Origin of the sequence: Anabaena sp. UHCC 0187 (assembly GCF_009712035.1) — a bacterium.
In the GTDB taxonomy this organism is placed as follows: domain Bacteria; phylum Cyanobacteriota; class Cyanobacteriia; order Cyanobacteriales; family Nostocaceae; genus Dolichospermum.
In genome coordinates this window covers 722,908-740,992 of record NZ_VILB01000011.1, presented here as the reverse complement: position 1 = coordinate 740,992, position 18,085 = coordinate 722,908, and the positions used below count along the sequence as shown (strand labels likewise).

Sequence of the window (18,085 nt, the reverse complement as noted above, 5' to 3'; positions counted from 1 at the left end):
GAGGAAAAGACCTGACTAGGAAATCAGAATTATTTGTTATTTAAAAATGCTTGAATTTGCTTTACGAATTCAACTAATTCTGTTAATAACTCAGATGCACCTTGACAATTCTGTTCTTGACTAAGTTTTTCTAGTTTTTCTGCTACTTGCTGCATAGTTGTAGCACCAATATTAGCACTAGCACCTTTGATATAATGGGTTTCCCAAGCAATTTTTTGGAAGTCATTAGTAGCAATCGCGGCTTTAATTGCTTCTAGATGAGATTGGCTAGTATCTGCAAACATTTCTAATAGCTCAAATTCAAATTCTGTATTGTTGTCTGAGATATTATGTAGGTAATTCCAGTCAATGGGGAGATTAAAGTTACTGCTATCTGTGATCAAATCTGTTTCTTCAGCCATAATTATTTCCTGTGATTTCAATATGATCTGACTCCAGCGTTCTAATATAGCAGCTAATTTATCTTTAGCTACTGGTTTACTTAAATAATCGTCCATACCTGCATCTAAACAAATTTTTTGGTCTTCTTTCATGGCATTAGCAGTAATAGCAATTACTACAGGTTGCTGATGTTTAGCAAATGAATTTAGAGGCAGACGACGAATTTCTCTTGTAGTTTCCAATCCATCGAGAATTGGCATTTGGCAATCCATAAAAATTAAGTCGTAGGGAATTTTATCTAATAATTCTAATACTTCTTGACCATTGGCTACGGCATCAGCTTGATATCCTAAATTTTGCAGTTGTTTAAGGAAGACTTTTTGATTAACTAGATTATCTTCTGCCAATAGTAATTTTAATTTAGATTTATTTTGATTGTTTATTAGTGGTTGTGATTCATTTAGAGGAATCTGAGAATTATTAATTTTTGATTGATTACCTAGGATACTCATGATAGTGTCAAGCAGTCGAGAAGGCTTAACAGGTTTGACTAAATAACTGATAAATCCTATATCTAATGACCTTTTTATTTCATCTCTTTGATTGGTAGAAGTTAGCATAATTAAAGGGACATTAGCAATAGCTGGATTTTCCTTAATTTGTATTCCTAAAGTCAATCCATCTACATCGGGCATTTGCATATCAATCACGGCAATGTCATAGGGAATTTGCTGTTGGGCGGCTGTTTGTAAAGCTGCCAGTCCTGCCATTGCGGAATCAACCTCATCTACTTCCATTCCCCAACGGGTAGCTTGGTGGTGGAGAATTTTCCGATTGGTAGCATTGTCATCTACTACTAACAAGCGGCGTTGATGGAGAATATGATAATCTTGATTTTCGGAAATAGCTTTAGACTGTTTAGTAAAAGGTAGCTCAAACCAAAATTTAGATCCTTTGCCGATCTCACTTGTGATGCCAATTTCTCCACCCATCAAATTTACTAATTCTTGACAAATTGCTAATCCTAAACCTGTGCCACCATATTTGCGAGTAATAGAAGCATCAACTTGGGTAAAGGGTTGAAAAAGTTTATTTTGATCTTCACGAGTAATCCCAATTCCTGTATCTGTAACGGCAAATTGGATTGTCGCTGTATCATGGGTTTCTGAGATTAATTTGACGCGGACAACTACTTCTCCTGTGCTGGTGAACTTGATAGCGTTGCTCATCAAATTCATGATAATTTGGCGAAGACGACTAGCATCTCCTTGAATGTGAATGGGGATATTCCGAGGAATAAAAGCAGCTATTTCTAATCCCTTATTATGGGCTTGGGGTGCTAACAATTCTAAAATTTCTTCAATGCAAGTAGATAGGTCAAAATCTAGGGTTTCTAGCATCATTTCCCCGGCTTCTAGCTTGGATAAATCCAAAATCTCGTTAATCAGGGACAAAAGAGCATCACCACTAATCCGTACTGTTTCCAGAAAATCTTGTTGTTCTGGATTAAGGGGAGTTTCTAATAGTAAGCCAGTCATGCCCAAAACAGCATTCATTGGGGTACGGATTTCATGACTCATATTTGCTAAAAAACTACTTTTAGCTTGAGATGCTAATTCAGCTTGGTGTCGAGCTATTTCTAGTTCTTGACGTTGAATAATTTCTGCTTCTAGTAGTTTAGCTTGGGCTAAGGCAATACCTATTTGATCAGCAAGAGATCGCAATAATTCTCTTTCCCAGCTATTCCAATTACGGCTTTGAGTGCATTGATGAGCAACCAACAATCCCCAAAATTCATCTTTGAGAAAAATAGGAATCACAAGGTTAGCTTTGATTTGAAATCTTTCTAATAATTCTCGGTAACAAGGTTCGATGTTGGCTTTTTCAATATCATTAATACTAGTTATCCATCCTTGCCGATATTTTTGAGCATGATCTTCTGCAAAACAAGTATCAACAATATTTTCTCCCATGACAACAGGGATACCGGGAACCAATGCTTCTTTTAATGCAGTTAAAGAGCCATTAGCTTCAAACTCTAAGATGAGGACACGATCAGATTTTAGCAGCCTTTGAACTTCGGTAACGCTAGTTTGGAGAATATCGTCAATTTGTAAAGAGTCGCGGATTTTGAGGGTGATATCGGATAATAATTGCGATTGTAAGTTTTGCAGGTTTAGTTCTTCTTCTGCCTGCTTCCGCTTAATGAATTGGCCTATTTGGTTGCCAATAGACATCATTCCCGTCAGCAAATCTACATTTTCTTTCTGAATATTTTTGCTAAAGAAAACCATGACACCAATGTTTGTATTACCACCACGAATAGGAAAACCAAAAGCTGTTTGTAATCCTATTTGAGTAGCAATTTCCCTTCGCAGAAAATTCTCCTCATTACAAATATTGGTAATCCACACTGGCTTAAATTTAGATAAAATATTTCCAGGTAGTCCAATCCCTGGGGTAAAAGTGGTTTGTCTGGTGATATCTTCAAACTGGTTAAATTCTGAAGATGATTCATACCAGATATCTAGACATCGCAGAATATTTTCTGACTTGTCTATAACCCAAATTTCCCCCCAATCCCAATCCAAAGTTTGACAAATTGCTTTTAAGGTGCGATGACTGGCATTCTGAATATTTTTAGATCCTGCTAAAGCACTAGTCACAGCATATTGAAAACTGAGATATTGTTCAGCTTGTTTGCGTTCGCTAATATCACGACAGACACAAATCATGCCCCCAGATTTGAGCCGTGTTAAAGAAATTTCTTGGGTAAATATACTGCCATCTTTTCTTTTAGCTGTTGTTTCACCATGCCAATAACCATTTTCTATTAGTAGGGGAAGTACATGAGTATCAAACCATGTAATCTGTGCTTGATTTTTCCAATGTTCCCATATTTTCCCCATAAGTTCGGAGTTATGACTATATCCAAATATCTTTAGATAAGAGCTATTTAAATAAATATATTTACCATCATTATCAATGATACTGATACCATCGCTTGCTGCTTCTATGGCTGTTAGTTGTTGTTGTAGAGAATCTTCAGCCTGCCTGCTCTCAGTAATATCTATCCCTGTACTCACAATGTATTCTATTTGCTTTTCATTATCAAGGAGAATGGTATTTGACCAAACAATTAGTCTCGGTTTTCCATCTCTTGTAATCCAGCAAGTTTCATATTCTTTTGGTCTTTTATCTAATTTTATCTGCTCAAAAATAGCTTGAATTGATGGCTTATCTTGATCGGTTAAAAATAGATTCCAAAAACATCGTCCTAGAACTTCATCTAGGGTGTAACCAGTAGTTTGTTCACAGGCTCGATTAAAGCGGACAATTTGCCCTTGGGAATCAAGAACCATAACTAAAACATTGGCTGTATCGAGAACACTAGAAATAAAGTTCCGCTCTTTTTTCAGAGATGCTTCTATAAATTTGCGAGTAGTGATTTCACGATATATTAGGTAGTAAATTATGATGAGAATCATCACACACAAACTGATAGCTATCGCTAATGCAAGGATCATGTTGTGTGTATGAGTAGTTAATTCTATAGACTGTTGTTGAAGTAGTTTTTTGTCATTTTTATTAAGATCATTGATTTGATTATATATATAATTAGTGCTATTTTTTTTCTGATTAGTAAGGAAAATTTGCAAGGCTATTTCTGGAGTATTCTTCTGGCGTAAATCAATATTTTCCTTGATTTTATAGATTTTTATTGCTATCTGTGATTCTATGATGGCAATTTGTTTTTTTGCTTTTGGTTCGGTTACTTTTAACTTTTTCAGATTTTCAATTTCTTGATTAATTTTAATAACTGCTTGGTTATAAGTCTGTAAATGAACTTGTTCTCCACTCAGCATATAATTCTTTTGTTCATTTTCAGCTTGCTTAATATAGAATGATAAATCTGATTGAGTATTAATTCGTTCTAATGTTTGTTTTTGCTGATTGCTAATATTAATAAATCCTTTAATATTTTGATAAGAAAATATACCAATCATTGCTAAAATTGATGATGCCAAACCAAAGCAGCAGGTAATTTTAATAAAAAATTGTTTATGGGATTTTTGTTGTTGTTGACGTTCCTTGTTTGCCAGGAGTAAGCTGTTTAAATTGCGTCGCAGTTCTAGCTGCTTAATGACTTGGCGACCTAATATCTTTAAAGCTTCCAGTTGTTCAGCCGTGAGTTCCCTGGGGGCATCATCAATTACACACAATGTTCCTAATCCATAACCCTCAGCATCAATTAAAGGTACACCTGCATAAAACCGGATATTAGGCGCGGATGTCACCAAAGGGTTAGTTGCAAATCTTTCGTCAATACTAGCATCGGGAACAATAAAAACATCTTTTTGGCAAATAGCGTGGGTACAAAAGGCAATATCACGAGGTGTTTCTAGTGCCTCTAAACCGACTTTAGATTTAAACCATTGGCGGTTTGTATCAATTAAACTTACTAAGGCTATAGGAGTTCCACAAATATAGGCAGCTAAACGAGTTAAATCATCAAAGGCGGCTTCTGGTGCAGTATCAAGAATTTTGTACTGTAAAAGTGCTTCTATTCTTGCAGCTTCATCATTATGCAATGGTTCTTTCATGTTGCAATTTTGTTACTTAATTAATCAAGACGGTTTTCTAGCTTTAATCAGCTTTTTGAAAAAAATTAAAAATATGGAAATGTATTATTTTTTTTCTTCTTTCAGGTAAAGGTAAGTAGGGATTGGGTAGTTAATAACCGAGCAATTCCTAATCACCAATACTCTATCTAATCTTGAATGTACTCTTTACCTGAGACTAAAGCCATTTCAGCGCGAACAAATTCTCTACCTAAGTAGGCTGCATGATCTAAGAAAGTTACAGGACAATCTGGAGTTTCTTCAAAAATCTTAATACACAGTTCTTTGGCTGTACGGCCACTAAATACTGTTGTGTAGGTTCTTTCTACCTTACCACGGACAGGAATCACCTGACCTGTTTCAGGATCTACTGCTAAACCACGTTCATTAATGACATTAGTGAAGTGCTTTGCATAAATTAATCTTTCATTGTGGTCTATGTAAATGATGAAATAGCCTTTGGGGTCAAGATCAATATGACGGTGAGAAAGTTTATCATCAATTGCTGTCAAATCTTCAAGCAGTAAATCCATACGCGTTGTCAAAAGTAAATTTATGGAGACGGTATTTTTAAATTACATCTCTAGTGTAATTGTTGTATCGCATTTTTCTCAAATATTGCTTGCCTAATATTTTTAGTCAGACGATATTCTTTCTTTTTGGTGGCAGGAGATTATTTATAATATCTAGATTCCCGACTTCTTGAAGAAGCCGGGGATCTATTTCCTCACTACTTAAAAGGTAACTCTGCATTAATGGTATTTATTTCTTGTTGTTCCATTTGATTTACTTCCCGAATCCAAGGCAGAATAATTTGTCCTAAACGGTTGTTGTAAAAGCGGTGGAGGCTGTGATTAGGGGTCGCAGGAAAACCCCGGCGTTTTTTATGTCTACCACCAGCACCAGGATCAAAATTTTGGATACCGTGAGCGATCGCCCATTCAATTGGTGCATAATAACAAGCATCAAAATGCAAGCAATCTATTTCTTGAAAACTCCCCCAATAACGGCCATATAGTTGATCTTCTTTAAATAAACAAAAGGACATTCCCACAGGTTGACGTTGATCTTGTTCGTTGTAAGCGGCAAAAAACACGACCCGATGACGATAATTATGGTGTAACTGTTCAAAAAAATTCTTTGTTAAATACTTACTACCCCACCAACCAAACTTATCGCAGGTATCAGCATAGAAATCATACATTAATGGAAACATAGAGTTAGGAATTTCCTCCCCTGTTAATGCTTGTATTTTTAAACCTGCTTTTTCTACAGCTTTGCGTTCCCGTTTAATATTGCGTCTTTGATTGGCATTAAATCCAGTTAAGTAATTATCAAAAGTTTGAAAATTAGCGTTTTCCCAAATATAACTATGATGTAACCAAGTTGTAAAACCCTGTCGTTCTAAAATCGGTCGCCATTGCGGATCAGTATAGAGAAAATGACAGCCAGAAATGCGATTTTTCACACAAAAACTATCAATTTCATGGAGCATCAAGGCTGTAATTTCTTCTTCATCTTCTCCGGGAGCAATTAAAAACCGATAGCCCTCCACAGGGGTAAATGGTGTCATTCCTAAGAGTTTTGGATAATACTCTATTCCTAAGCGAGATGCTAATTCTGCCCACTGCTGATCAAAGACAAATTCTCCCTGGCTATGTCCTTTTAAATATAATGGAGCGGCGGCAATTAAAGTTTTATCTCGCCACATAATCAAGTGATTTGGCAACCAACCTGCATTGGCGGTAACACTGTGAGATATTTCCAAATTGTGCAACCAATCCCATTCTAAAAAAGGGGTTTTTAATGGCATCGCTAAAGCATCCCAAGCTGATTGGGGAATATCGGCGATTGTGTGTGTCCAAACAAGAGAATAGTGAGGTTTGTGTTCTTTTATCATTGTGTGGTTGTCAATATCTAAAAATGAGCAAAAGCTTTAACTAGGTTAATCTATCTCAGCATCTTTTTGCAGGCGATAGTGCAAAAAAACTTCTTGCTCTACCATAGATACTTCTAATAATTGTAACTTAGGCGCAAGATTAGATAAAAATCCTGTCCCGGCTACAGGTGAGGGAGCGGTATTACCTCCTAAAATTAGTGGACAAATAGTTAGCCAGATTTCATCAATTAAATCAGATTCTAGGAAAGATGCCACTAATTGTCCTCCTCCCAAAATAGCTAGACGGTGAATTTGTAAACTTGTTAAATATTTTAAAGCTGCCAGAATGTCAATTTCTCCTGTAGGAGTTTCAAATACTAAAACTTGCTCAAACTCTGATCTTTTTTGCCAAAAATCAGATCCTAAAGAGGTTGTCAAGAGCCAACGTCTCACTGGTTGTTGAAAAAATTTAATGTCCGGATTCAGGTTGGCAGAATGGGAAATCACTATATGAACTGGCTGGGGATGCTTATTTACTATTGTTCTTTGTTGCAAGAGTATTGGCTTTGATATGGTCATTGTTGTACCGTAAGCACGAAGAGTACCAGCACCAAATAAAACGGCATCAGAGGCAGCAATTTGTTTCTCCAGGTGGGCTTTATCAGCCACTGAGCCAAACCGAGCCGGTGATCGGCTGACATCTGCTATTTTGCCATCAGCACTCATGGCTAAAACTACTGTGGTATGAGGACGATGTTCCATGATTGGGTTGTTTTGTTAGTGTGTGAATTTACCAAGAATCTCTAGCTGCAAGACAATGTTGATAAATTTTACACCATCAATATTGATATGCAACAACAGTCATTATTTAATCTACATTTTATGAATTTTGGTATATCATGTTTATTCTTACGAAAGACTAATAACTCCATGAACTGATAATTGGTAGAAACTTTTTTAAAATTTTTAATTCTTACCTGTTTCCTCGTTTCTTCCTTAGCAAATTACTTTAATAGTAAATTTATCATCAGAGTTATAAAATGTCTCCTTTGGCTAGTGTAATTGCATATCTTGGTTATTGTGGTTTGAAGATGCGAAGTGAGACAAACAATGGCTAAATCTCGTCAATCGTCATTTAGAAGAATTTTAGTAACAAGAATACTGCTAGTATTTGTCCCAGTTTTATTGACAGGGGAAATAGTCGCCCTGAATAAAGCCCGTTCTAGTTTGTTAAATACGGCTCGACAAAATTTAACAGAAAGTGCGGTTAATAAAGGAGAAAAAATTAGTGATGATATTGCAGCTTTACGTTCTAATTTAATTACAGCCAGTCAGACAAAAGTAATTCAGTCTGGTTCATCTATTCAAATTCAACAATTTCTTAACCAACTAAAAAAACAACTACCAACTCAAATTGATTGTCTACAAGTTACCCGGATTAAAAAAGGTGACATAATTGCTAGTAGTTGTGGTGATCAAGAAATTACCCCATCAGGATTATCTCCTACCAATGACAACGTTGATATTCAATTTATATTACCATCCCAACCTGGAAAAACTGGCAAAAAAGACAAACAAAGTCAACTCCAGTTGTTTTTATCAATTCCGGTTTCTAATCAACGTGGTAATTTAGCTTACCGATTAAGTATTAAAACTACATTGTATCAACAAAATCCCAATCATCCAGGATCACTGACTGGTTTTTTGGTAGTCATTGCTGAAGATGGTAGAGTTTTAGCTCACCCATCACCAGAAAGAATCGGGACTAATATCAAAAACTATTCCGATGTAGAAAGACTACAAGCCATAGTTAAAAGTGCTATGGAGGGACATAATAATTCTAGTGATTTGTCCTTTTCAAAAGGTCAAGAACTGGTTGCAGGTTATACAGCTACTGTTAAACCTATAACTACAAAACCATCACAAAGATGGATTGTACTAGCAGTTACAACTGTAGAAAATGCCCTATTTGGTTTAGAAGAAATTAAACTAATTCTCATTGTCTTAACAGTTGGTTTAATTGGTGCAAGTTTATTAGCATCATTGTATTTAGTTCCTTATTTAGCAGGTCCTGTGGAAGAACTCCGCGACTATGCTATTAATCTTCATAGTCACCACGCAGCCCAACCCATTCCGCGCAACTTCAAAATTCGGGAATTTAACCAACTAGCACAAGCATTAGATCAAATGGTAGAAAGACTGAAAGATTGGGCTGAAGAATTAGAAATGGCCTGGAAAGAAGCTAAATCAGCTAATCAAGTAAAAAGTCAATTTTTAGCCACAACTTCTCATGAATTAAGAAACCCACTAAATATCATTATTAACTGTGTGCGCTTGGTGCGGGATGGTTTATGTGATGACAGAGAAGAAGAATTAGAATTTCTGAAAAAAGCCGATGATACAGCAATTCATTTATTAGGTATTATTAATGATTTACTGGATATTTCTAAAATAGAAGCTGGTAAACTTTCTGTAATTACAGTCCCTTTAGATTTACGGCAATTATTGTTAGAAGTAATTAACTTACAATCAGTTAATGTTCAACATCAAGGACTGCAATTAATTTGTGACATAGGTGATAAACCTATTCCCATTAAAGCTGATACTGGAAAACTAAAGCAAGTGCTAATTAATATTATTGGTAACGCCACTAAATTCACCGATGAAGGTAGTATTCAAGTCACCACAAGTATTAATCAAAATGATTACCAACCTCATGTTTTAGTGTCTATTAAAGATACAGGAATTGGTATTGATCCTGGAGAACAGGGTAAACTATTTCGTCCCTTTGTCATGGTTGATGGCACAACTACCCGCAAGTTTGAAGGAACTGGATTGGGTTTAGCAATTTCTCGAAATTTAATTGAACTCATGGGTGGTAAAATTACCTTAGAGAGTTTGGGTTTAAATCAAGGAACAACAGTAATTATCAAATTACCTTTAATTGATATTGCTTTATTACCTAATACAGAAAAAAAAGATGTTGTCACTAATGGAGTTAGAAGTCAATTACTCCGGTAAATTACAAGTTGAAAATTACAATCTGCGGAAATTTCATCTTGATTTCATTTTTGTATGTAAAGCTGGTTAAGATTTCATTCTCAGAAGAAAGCTACAACCCCTCCATTTCTTTATGGGTGGGAAGAAGAAGTTCTTTATCGAACCGCAGAGACGCAGAGGACGCAGAGAAGAGGTTGGAGGGTGTGAGGTGATAAATTTTAAGTGTTTTAATTAAGTGGGCGATTTCTCGGCGTTGGTTGGTTATGATGGGGGCAATGGTTGTAACTATTGGGATTTTTCAATCTATAGGACTAATATTTGATTTTTGAAATATACGTAGGGTGGGCAATGCCCACCGTAGGGGGTTTTGGTGGGCATTGCCCACCCTACACTACTTAAAATTTTTCAAATATCATTTATGATTCCTATATTATCTAAATGCTTGGTGAAAAGATAAACGGTATATTTTCATTTAAACGCTAGATTTTTATTAGAGGATAAGATAAATGAAAAGGATTTTGACAGGAATTTTTGTAGCCACAACATTATTAGTTGCTCCTGGTTGTTCATCAACTACTAAATCTACTGAAACACAGGTTTCACCTAGTATGATGAATCATGATGGAGATTCTATGAATGGACATGAGGGACATTCAATGGGAAATATGAATCATGGAAATAATTCACAAATAACTACTAAAGTTAAATTAACTGCTCCTAAGGACTTAGCTCCAAATCAACCGATTAACTTAGTAATAGATATTCAAGACTCTACTGGAAAACCTGTGAATAAATTTGACATTTTCCAGGAAAAAATCATGCACTTAATTGTTGTTAGTGATGATTTGCGATCTTTCGAGCATATTCACCCAGAATACAAAGAAAATGGCCGCTTTCAAGTAACTGCAAATTTTCCAGAATCAGGAGGATATACACTTTTTAGCGATTATAAACCTGCGGGAAATCAGGAAAATATTTCATTAATGAATATCACAATTCCCGGTTCAGTTCCCCTACCCAAAAATTTAGAAAAGTTCACCAAAACTAAAACCATCTCAGATACTCAAGTAAATCTCAATATATCTGAACCAAAAATCAAAGCCGGTCAAGATATTAACTTATCTTTTGATGTCAAAAATAATCAAAATCAACCAATTAAAGATTTACAACCATATTTAGGAGAAAAAGGTCATTTAGTAATTATTAAAAGTTCATCTCCGCTGACAACAGCCGACTATATCCACGCACACGCAATGAAAAATACTCCTGATGGAAAAATAGAATTTCATACCAAATTCCCCAAATCAGGAACATATAAAATGTGGATGCAATTTAACCGCAATGGTAAAATAAAAACCGCAGATTTTTGGGTAAATGTAGAATAAAAACCTCAAACTCCTTCCCTCCTTCTAATTCTTCCTCCTGACTCCTAGCCCTAACAAAAAGATTTTTACAGTGTTTTTACCAGCTAAAATCTAATAGCTATTGCTAATTTTTATAGGTTTTCCACCTTGATTCAAAGATGCTGTTAAAGCAGCGAGAATTTCTACTAATTCTCTACCTACCCAACCGGAGGAAATCAAAGAAGGGGTATTAGTTAAAATGCAGTTTATAAAGCCATCACATACTTGTTTTAATGGTTCTGCTTTTTCAATTTCTAATACTTCCTGTTTTTGATTAATAGGAATAAATAAATTACCCTGTTTTTCAAATTCACCATGTATTAAAGTTAAAGGTGATGATGAAGACATTTCATCAAAAATTAAAGTCCCTTTACTACCCACTACTCCCAATCTTCTTTGTTTATCAGGATTTAGCCAACACAGATGAATATAGGCTTGAAAATTATCTGGATATGTCAATGTTATCCAAACTAAATCAGCCAAACCAGGAGATGAAGGTATTAATTCTTTCTCTCCTCCCTGTAACCACACCGTACCTGTGGCTTGAACTTGTACGGGTAATTTACCTAACCAGTTATTAAAAATGGCAATGTCGTGAATTGCTAAATCCCAAAGAGCATCAACATCTTGACGCACAGGACCTAAGTGAGTACGGGTAGCATAACCATAACGTAAATCACCTAATTTACTTGATTGCACTACAGATTCACCTCGGACTACTGCGGGGTGAAATAAGTAAGTTTGGTCAACCATGAGTATTAAATTCTCATGTTCTGCTAAGTGACAAAGTTCCCGACATTCTTCTGATTCAAGAGTTAAGGGTTTTTCTGCTAAGACGTGATAACCCTGTTGGAGAGCATCTTTAATCAAGCTATAATGAGTTATGGCAGGTGTAGCAATTACTACTGCTGTTACTTCTGGAATTTGCTTAACAGCTTGCCAATCAGTTGTTAATAATACATTTTCGTCTAAGTTAAATTGCTGTTTAACTGCTGCCAATCTTTCTAAATGATGATCTAATACCGCAATTACAGTTACATCAGGATGTGCTAAAAAATTGCGTAGCAAATGCACTCCCCAACGTCCCACACCAATAATTACAATTTTAATATTTGTCATTTGTTTAGTTGTCAGTGGAGGTAGAATTTTTTTAGATTTTGTAGACGTATATTTTGAATTAATTACCCATCTGTTACTTGGGCGTTAATTGCTGAATAAGCAACTTTTGCAGCAGCTTGTTCAGCGGCTTTAATTGAGCGTCCTTTTCCTTGTCCTAACATTTTTTCATGTAGCCAAACTTCAGCAAAAAAGCGTTCATGAGTGCGGTGGGGTTGACTCACTTCCAAAACTCGATATTCTGGTAGAACTTTGAATTGTGCTTGAGTCCACTCTTGCAAAGCCGCTTTATAATTGAGTCTGGCAGGATCAAGGCGAATTTCTGTGGTTAGCTGTTGAAAATGAGGATCTAACCAAGGACGAATGAGGTTGAGGTTGTTGGTGCTAAGGTAAAGCGCCCCTAGAACTGCTTCAAAAGAATCTGCTAATCGTGATTCTTGGCCAACATGATCAGCCGTGGCACTACCAGCCACCAATAAGTATAATTCTAAACCATATTCTCTTGCTAGTTGGGCGAGAATGCGATCGCTCACCAAGACTGAACGAATAGCCGCAAAATCACCGACTGAGCAATCAGCGTAATGTTCCCATAATACCACAGCCGCCACGAGACGTACCACCGCATCGCCCACAAACTCTAGTTGTTCATAATTGGCGGTATCAGAGACGGTAGGATGAGTTAGAGCCAAGTCCAATAATTGCCACTTTATCGGTGAATCTAGTGACAAGCCAAACTTTTGGACTAAACTTTCAAGCTGCCGTTGACGACGAGGATAAACGCTGGACATTAGGTAAGTGTGGAAAAAAGGGCTAATAACTCTTAACTTAGCATTAAATTATCAAGTATAAATGCAAGTTGTTTTTTGTTCAAAAACTTACTGTGTGAGTATTTTCACAACTTCAACTATGCAAAATTGGATCAAACAGATGTTAGCTTCAATCCCTAACCAAGAGCCTTAAATTCAAAAAACGAACTATGGAAAATAAAATATCCATAATTCGTTTTAGAAGAGAGTCGGTAGTAAGCCGGGTTCTGTTCTCTTGCGAGGGCAGTTATCTATCTGGGATGCTTGTTACCAAACACCTCTAGCGGCTCTTTTTCAGCGGAACTGGTAAAAGACCAACCGTAGTTCCTTGTGGCCTTGCTCCCAACCGGGGTTTACCGAGCCAACGCCTCTCGACGCTGCTGGTGCGCTCTTACCGCACCTTTGCACCCTTACCAACCAATAAATTGACTGGCGGTATCTTTCTGTGGCACTATCCTCACGATCACTCGCACTGGACGTTATCCAGCAAGTCTGGTCTTTCGGGGGCCCGGACTTTCCTCAAACCAGTCTTAATGACTAATCTGCAACTGCCTACGCCTACTCTCTTCTTGTCCTATTTTACCTTTGATTGCATTCTCTGTAATGATTTTGCAAATTACTTTTTTTTGTTCCACGGTAAAGCATAAGTCCAAGGGAGCTTTTTAATAGTAAAAGGACAATTAATAATTGATACTGGAGGAACATTTATTCCTGGAGCAATCCCGACTCTCATTTCGGAAATTCGCAGTACCAGTTGTAATGAAAATTCTAAGTCTTTTTTGCCATCTATAAAGTCTTTGTATAACTTCTTTTTCTTATCATCCTTTTTGATGGCAGCAATATTAATTAAAGGTGAAGCTGGTTGATAAATGCCTGAATCTTTATCTCTTTGAAAAACATCTTCTGCGGTGACATTTTCAGAAATTGTCTTTTTAGGAGCAATAATTGTGGGAACTTGGGGTATGGCTAAATCGCGGGTCAAATCTGGAGATTTGCGAATCACTCTCCGGGATTGTTGGGTATGTTCAACGACGAAAGAACTATTATCCCAGTCAACATATATGGCAATACTATCTGATTTATTTTCAACACTCATTGATAATTCTTTCAGATCAGTTTCCACTTTATCTAAGCCATAAGTACCTGTTTTGAAAGAAATACCCACGGTGTCTTGGAGATTTTGTTCTTTCAATTGATCATCAACAGCACCTTTTTGGAAATCAACTTTTACTATATCGTCTATAGATTCAATCATGCGATTGATTGTCCAATAGACGGTAAGTATATAAATCATTAAAATAATCAGATTTTGGTCACCATTTTGCATTTTTATAACCCTGATTTTCTACCAATCCTAAAATTGTAGCATAGTCTAAACTATGATTTTTTTGATTTATGTGATTTATGTGATGAAGTTGTATGATGTAATTGAATGTGATTTTTATAGGTGTGACTCTAAATCATAAGAATCATCCAAATCAGAAGAATCATAGTTCAGACGTTTTATATTTCTTATTAGTAAGTCTTTTAAAGTTCAAACTGGTTTCACCGAAATTGATTAGCAACCCAATCTCAAGGTTATATGCTTCTAAATAGTTAATGGCTTGTGCAAAATGAACGTCTTCTAATTTAGTTACTGCTTTTATTTCCACTGAAATAACACCTTCAACTAAAAAATCTACTCGTCGTGTTCCTATTTGTTCTTTTCTGTAAAAAATCGGCATTTCAAATTCTCTAGCAAAAGAAATACCTGCTAATTGCATTTCAATTACCAATGCTCTTTGATAAATAACTTCTTGAAAACCATTACCCAATGTTTTATGCACAGTCATAGAACATCCAATGATTTTGGATGTCAGTTCTGAGTATTTGTACTTTTCATTGATCATCTTTATCTTTGCCCTATTCTACCCTACCTTATTGGATTATCGTCTGAACCGTGATTATTTCGATGATTTTTATTCAATGATTACTATATTAAATCATCATAATCGCAAAAATCAGTGTAAATCATAGTTCAGACAGTTGATAGGGAAAGCATCTCATAAATTAACTAGCGTGTTCCCAGTCGCTGAGTGATTCAGACTGTTTATTTTTAGCTTGGGTTTTACGAACTGGTACTTTAGGAGTCCCAATATCAACAGGAGGAAACGACTGTTTCTTTTTAGTAGACTTGCGTTCTTGTGTATTCTTCATGACTATTTTCACTTCCTTAAAACTTTCAATCCTATTTACATTATCAATCTTTATTTATTAAATCCCGGACAAAAGATTGAGGTTATTATTAAAAATTTATCAATCTATAAAATTCTATAATTTAGTGGGATTTGCTACAGAAAAACCTTGTTTTCTAGGTTGGATATTTCCTAACTTTACTTGGAAGTTAATTTGGTCGTGTAGCTTACCAGTTCTGGCTTCTAGCTGCCAATTACCAGGGCGTAAATGCCAAAATATCCCATTAGTTGATTGTGTAGATAAATGCTGACCATTTAGCCACCAGTCTACAGACTGATTTAATGTTTTACTAGCTTTAAATTCTAATTTTTGCTGTCCGTCTTTAGATGGATACAGGAGAAATAAATCCCCATTACGAGGAGATATAATTCGGAAATTATCAGGATTAGAATGCAATTGTGGCTGTTTTGCTAACCATTCATCATACACAGGTGATAAATGGAAATCCGTAGATTTTTCATAGGCAATTTTATCTCGTAAAGAGAAGTATTCCTGGACTACGGAAGTACAGCCAGGTGTAGGTTTTAACCCTGTAGTGGCACAGATGGGTAGTTTTACCATGCCCTCTGGAGGTGGAAAATCAGCCGGTGTTTGATGTTCATGCAGATGTAACATAATTCTGTTCCACAAGGGTGCAGCCCCTGTGACACCGGAAACCTGACGCATGGGTTCACCGTTGAAATTACCTACCCACGTAGCCACAGTATAATCACGGCTAAAGCCTACTGTCCAGGTATCACGATAATTGGAAGAAGTACCAGTTTTGACAGCGATGGGAAAGGGCAAATTTAACACCGAGTCTACACCAAAAGCGGTTGATCTGGCATAGCGATCGCTTAACATATCAATAATTAATCGCCAATTTGTGGGATTGGGGACTGGGTATTGGGGACTGGGTATTGGGGAATTATTTAATATTGTCACTAATGGGGTGATTTTACCCATGTTAGCCATAGTTAAATAAGCCTTAGCCAGTTCCCATAAGTTCACTTCACCACTACCCAAAGTCAAACCTAAACCGTAATATTCTGCATCTTGATTTAGATGTGCAAATCCCAATTTATGCAAGCGATTTAAAAAAGTTTCTACACCCACTTTTTCTAATACTTTTACCGCAGGTATATTTAAAGAATTTGCCAAAGCAATTCTTACCCGCACTGGACCAAGAAAGCTGTTGGTGTAGTCTGTAGGACTATATAATTTTGCTCCCGGAATTGCATAATGAGTTGGTACATCTGGCAAAATAGTATGGGGACTAATTACTCCTTTTTCTAAAGCTAATTCATAGACAAACGGTTTTAAAGTAGAACCTGGTTGACGCAAAGCTTGAACTCCATCATTTCGCCCGAATTGCACATCATTAAAATAATCAGGCGAACCGACATAACTTAAAACCTCCCCAGAGTAGTTGTCAATTATCACCGCTGCTGCATCATGAACATTATTAGCCTTTAAAGAAGAAATTACTTGTTGGACTTGTGCTTCCACGAATTGCTGTAAAGGGCGATTTATCGTCGTGCGAATAGGTGATGATTCTGGGTTAGATGGATTGTTTTTCGTTGCTAACCAAAATAAAAAATGTGGTGCAGCAATAATTCCCTGTTGACGGGGGTTAAATATTATTTTCTCTTTATATATAAGTTGCGCTTCTACTTCAGAAATATATTTTTCCTGCACCATTCTGTTTAAAACATATTTCTGTCGTTGCTGTAATCTTTCTCGATGTTGATAAGGATTAAAATAAGTAGGATTATTAGGAATTGCTGCTAAAATAGAAGCTTGGGCTAAATTTAAATCACTTGCAGGAATAGAAAAGTAAATTCGCGCCGCAGCTTCTACACCATAAATATTTCCCCCCATAGGTAGACGATTAATATAAGCAGCGAGAATTTCATCTTTGGTCATTCCCGCAGCTAATCGCCACGATAACCAAACCTCTTTTAATTTTGCAGTCATTGTTCGCGGTGAATTATCCAACATTCTCGCCAATTGCATGGTAATTGTGGAAGCACCGGAAACAATTTTTTTATTTTCAATGGCTATTTTTATGGCGCGAAAAATTGCTTTTAAGTCTAACGCCCCATGTTGATAAAAACTCCCATCTTCGGCGGCTAATATTGCTTTGATAAATTGGGGTGAAACTTGATTTAATTTGATAACTGATGTATTTTCTTGATCACTGGTTAATACAGTTCCTAATGGTAAATTATTACGATCTGTAAACTCTATTGCTAATTGATGTTGGGCAATATCTATACTATGAATAGGGACAAAGTAAGGGCATAATCTGATTAATAAACAGATTAATATGCAGGAGAAAATGATTTTCTTCAGTTTGTGGTTGCGGTTTATCTGCAATTTATATGATTTTATCTCACGCAGAGTCGCAGAGTCGCGGAGAGTAAGAGTTTTGAGGAAGTGAGTTAGTAAATTCATAACAATGTTAAGAATTGTATGGTTTATTGGGAATTGTCAGGCTAGATTAGTTATCTATATATCAATCCTAGTGTAATGATATTTTTTTTAATCGAACCGCAGAGGCGCAGAGAACGCAGAGGAAGAGGGAAATGAGATGTTTACATTTTATTTAATATGAAGATCAGAAAAATTTTTAAGTTCCTGGTTATTGTTATTCTCGTATTC

Annotated in this window: 12 protein-coding genes and 1 other RNA gene; 2 read left to right on the top strand and 11 right to left on the bottom strand. The window is 36.1% G+C overall.

Going from position 1 to position 18,085, the window contains the following annotated elements; all coding sequences use genetic code 11:
- Positions 1 to 29 precede the first annotated feature (29 nt).
- The 4 genes from FJR11_RS12465 to FJR11_RS12450 form a co-directional block, all read right to left on the bottom strand.
- On the bottom strand, positions 30 to 4,985 hold the full coding sequence (locus tag FJR11_RS12465; RefSeq protein ID WP_168504038.1) for a GAF domain-containing protein: 4,956 nt from the start codon (positions 4,983 to 4,985) through the stop codon (positions 30 to 32).
- Positions 4,986 to 5,152: 167 nt separating this feature from the next.
- Positions 5,153 to 5,536, bottom strand: a complete 384-nt coding sequence (locus tag FJR11_RS12460) for a DUF4346 domain-containing protein (RefSeq protein WP_168504036.1) — start codon at positions 5,534 to 5,536, stop codon at positions 5,153 to 5,155.
- A gap of 197 nt (positions 5,537 to 5,733) precedes the next feature.
- Positions 5,734 to 6,903, bottom strand: a complete 1,170-nt coding sequence (locus FJR11_RS12455) for a GNAT family N-acetyltransferase (RefSeq protein ID WP_168504034.1) — start codon at positions 6,901 to 6,903, stop codon at positions 5,734 to 5,736.
- Between the two features lie 45 nt (positions 6,904 to 6,948).
- The gene (locus FJR11_RS12450; protein WP_168504221.1) at positions 6,949 to 7,647 is read right to left on the bottom strand and encodes a RibD family protein; all 699 of its coding nucleotides are present in this window, start codon (positions 7,645 to 7,647) and stop codon (positions 6,949 to 6,951) included.
- 345 nt (positions 7,648 to 7,992) lie between these two features.
- On the opposite strand from FJR11_RS12450, the gene FJR11_RS12445 reads away from it, so the two are divergent.
- Positions 7,993 to 9,903, top strand: coding sequence for an ATP-binding protein (locus FJR11_RS12445; RefSeq protein WP_168504032.1), 1,911 nt, complete (start codon positions 7,993 to 7,995; stop codon positions 9,901 to 9,903).
- 485 nt (positions 9,904 to 10,388) lie between these two features.
- Positions 10,389 to 11,267 carry a hypothetical protein gene (locus FJR11_RS12440; RefSeq protein WP_168504030.1) on the top strand — a complete coding sequence of 293 codons (879 nt, stop codon included), beginning with the start codon at positions 10,389 to 10,391 and terminating at the stop codon, positions 11,265 to 11,267.
- Positions 11,268 to 11,357: 90 nt separating this feature from the next.
- Here FJR11_RS12440 and FJR11_RS12435 read toward each other — a convergent pair whose 3' ends face one another.
- The 7 genes from FJR11_RS12435 to pbpC all read right to left on the bottom strand — a co-directional run bounded on the left by FJR11_RS12435 (position 11,358) and on the right by pbpC (position 17,878).
- The gene (locus FJR11_RS12435) at positions 11,358 to 12,404 is read right to left on the bottom strand and encodes a Gfo/Idh/MocA family protein (RefSeq protein WP_174763009.1); all 1,047 of its coding nucleotides are present in this window, start codon (positions 12,402 to 12,404) and stop codon (positions 11,358 to 11,360) included.
- Between the two features lie 62 nt (positions 12,405 to 12,466).
- Positions 12,467 to 13,189 carry a ribonuclease III gene (rnc, locus tag FJR11_RS12430; protein ID WP_168504028.1) on the bottom strand — a complete coding sequence of 241 codons (723 nt, stop codon included), beginning with the start codon at positions 13,187 to 13,189 and terminating at the stop codon, positions 12,467 to 12,469.
- 218 nt (positions 13,190 to 13,407) lie between these two features.
- Positions 13,408 to 13,773, bottom strand: an RNA gene (rnpB, locus tag FJR11_RS12425) — RNase P RNA component class A.
- A 50-nt stretch (positions 13,774 to 13,823) separates the two neighbouring features.
- A complete protein-coding gene (locus FJR11_RS12420; RefSeq protein ID WP_168504026.1) occupies positions 13,824 to 14,534 on the bottom strand; it encodes a hypothetical protein in 711 nt (236 codons plus the stop codon).
- A 160-nt stretch (positions 14,535 to 14,694) separates the two neighbouring features.
- Entirely contained in the window at positions 14,695 to 15,096 is a 402-nt protein-coding gene (locus FJR11_RS12415; protein WP_168504024.1) for a GxxExxY protein, read from the bottom strand.
- A gap of 160 nt (positions 15,097 to 15,256) precedes the next feature.
- Positions 15,257 to 15,403, bottom strand: coding sequence for a hypothetical protein (locus FJR11_RS12410; protein ID WP_168504022.1), 147 nt, complete (start codon positions 15,401 to 15,403; stop codon positions 15,257 to 15,259).
- A gap of 114 nt (positions 15,404 to 15,517) precedes the next feature.
- The gene (gene pbpC / locus FJR11_RS12405) at positions 15,518 to 17,878 is read right to left on the bottom strand and encodes a penicillin-binding protein 1C (protein ID WP_168504020.1); all 2,361 of its coding nucleotides are present in this window, start codon (positions 17,876 to 17,878) and stop codon (positions 15,518 to 15,520) included.
- Between the last annotated feature and the right edge of the window lie 207 nt (positions 17,879 to 18,085).

Bases quoted from the DNA above. Each gene is read 5' to 3' on its own strand.
- FJR11_RS12465 (WP_168504038.1), bottom strand. From the start codon at position 4,985: ATGAAAGAACCATTGCATAATGATGAAGCTGCAAGAATAGAAGCACTT.
- FJR11_RS12460 (WP_168504036.1), bottom strand. From the start codon at position 5,536: ATGGATTTACTGCTTGAAGATTTGACAGCAATTGATGATAAACTTTCT.
- FJR11_RS12455 (WP_168504034.1), bottom strand. From the start codon at position 6,903: ATGATAAAAGAACACAAACCTCACTATTCTCTTGTTTGGACACACACA.
- FJR11_RS12445 (WP_168504032.1), top strand. From the start codon at position 7,993: ATGGCTAAATCTCGTCAATCGTCATTTAGAAGAATTTTAGTAACAAGA.
- FJR11_RS12440 (WP_168504030.1), top strand. From the start codon at position 10,389: ATGAAAAGGATTTTGACAGGAATTTTTGTAGCCACAACATTATTAGTT.
- FJR11_RS12435 (WP_174763009.1), bottom strand. From the start codon at position 12,404: ATGACAAATATTAAAATTGTAATTATTGGTGTGGGACGTTGGGGAGTG.
- rnc (WP_168504028.1), bottom strand. From the start codon at position 13,189: ATGTCCAGCGTTTATCCTCGTCGTCAACGGCAGCTTGAAAGTTTAGTC.
- FJR11_RS12420 (WP_168504026.1), bottom strand. From the start codon at position 14,534: ATGCAAAATGGTGACCAAAATCTGATTATTTTAATGATTTATATACTT.
- FJR11_RS12415 (WP_168504024.1), bottom strand. From the start codon at position 15,096: ATGATCAATGAAAAGTACAAATACTCAGAACTGACATCCAAAATCATT.
- FJR11_RS12410 (WP_168504022.1), bottom strand. From the start codon at position 15,403: ATGAAGAATACACAAGAACGCAAGTCTACTAAAAAGAAACAGTCGTTT.
- pbpC (WP_168504020.1), bottom strand. From the start codon at position 17,878: ATGAATTTACTAACTCACTTCCTCAAAACTCTTACTCTCCGCGACTCT.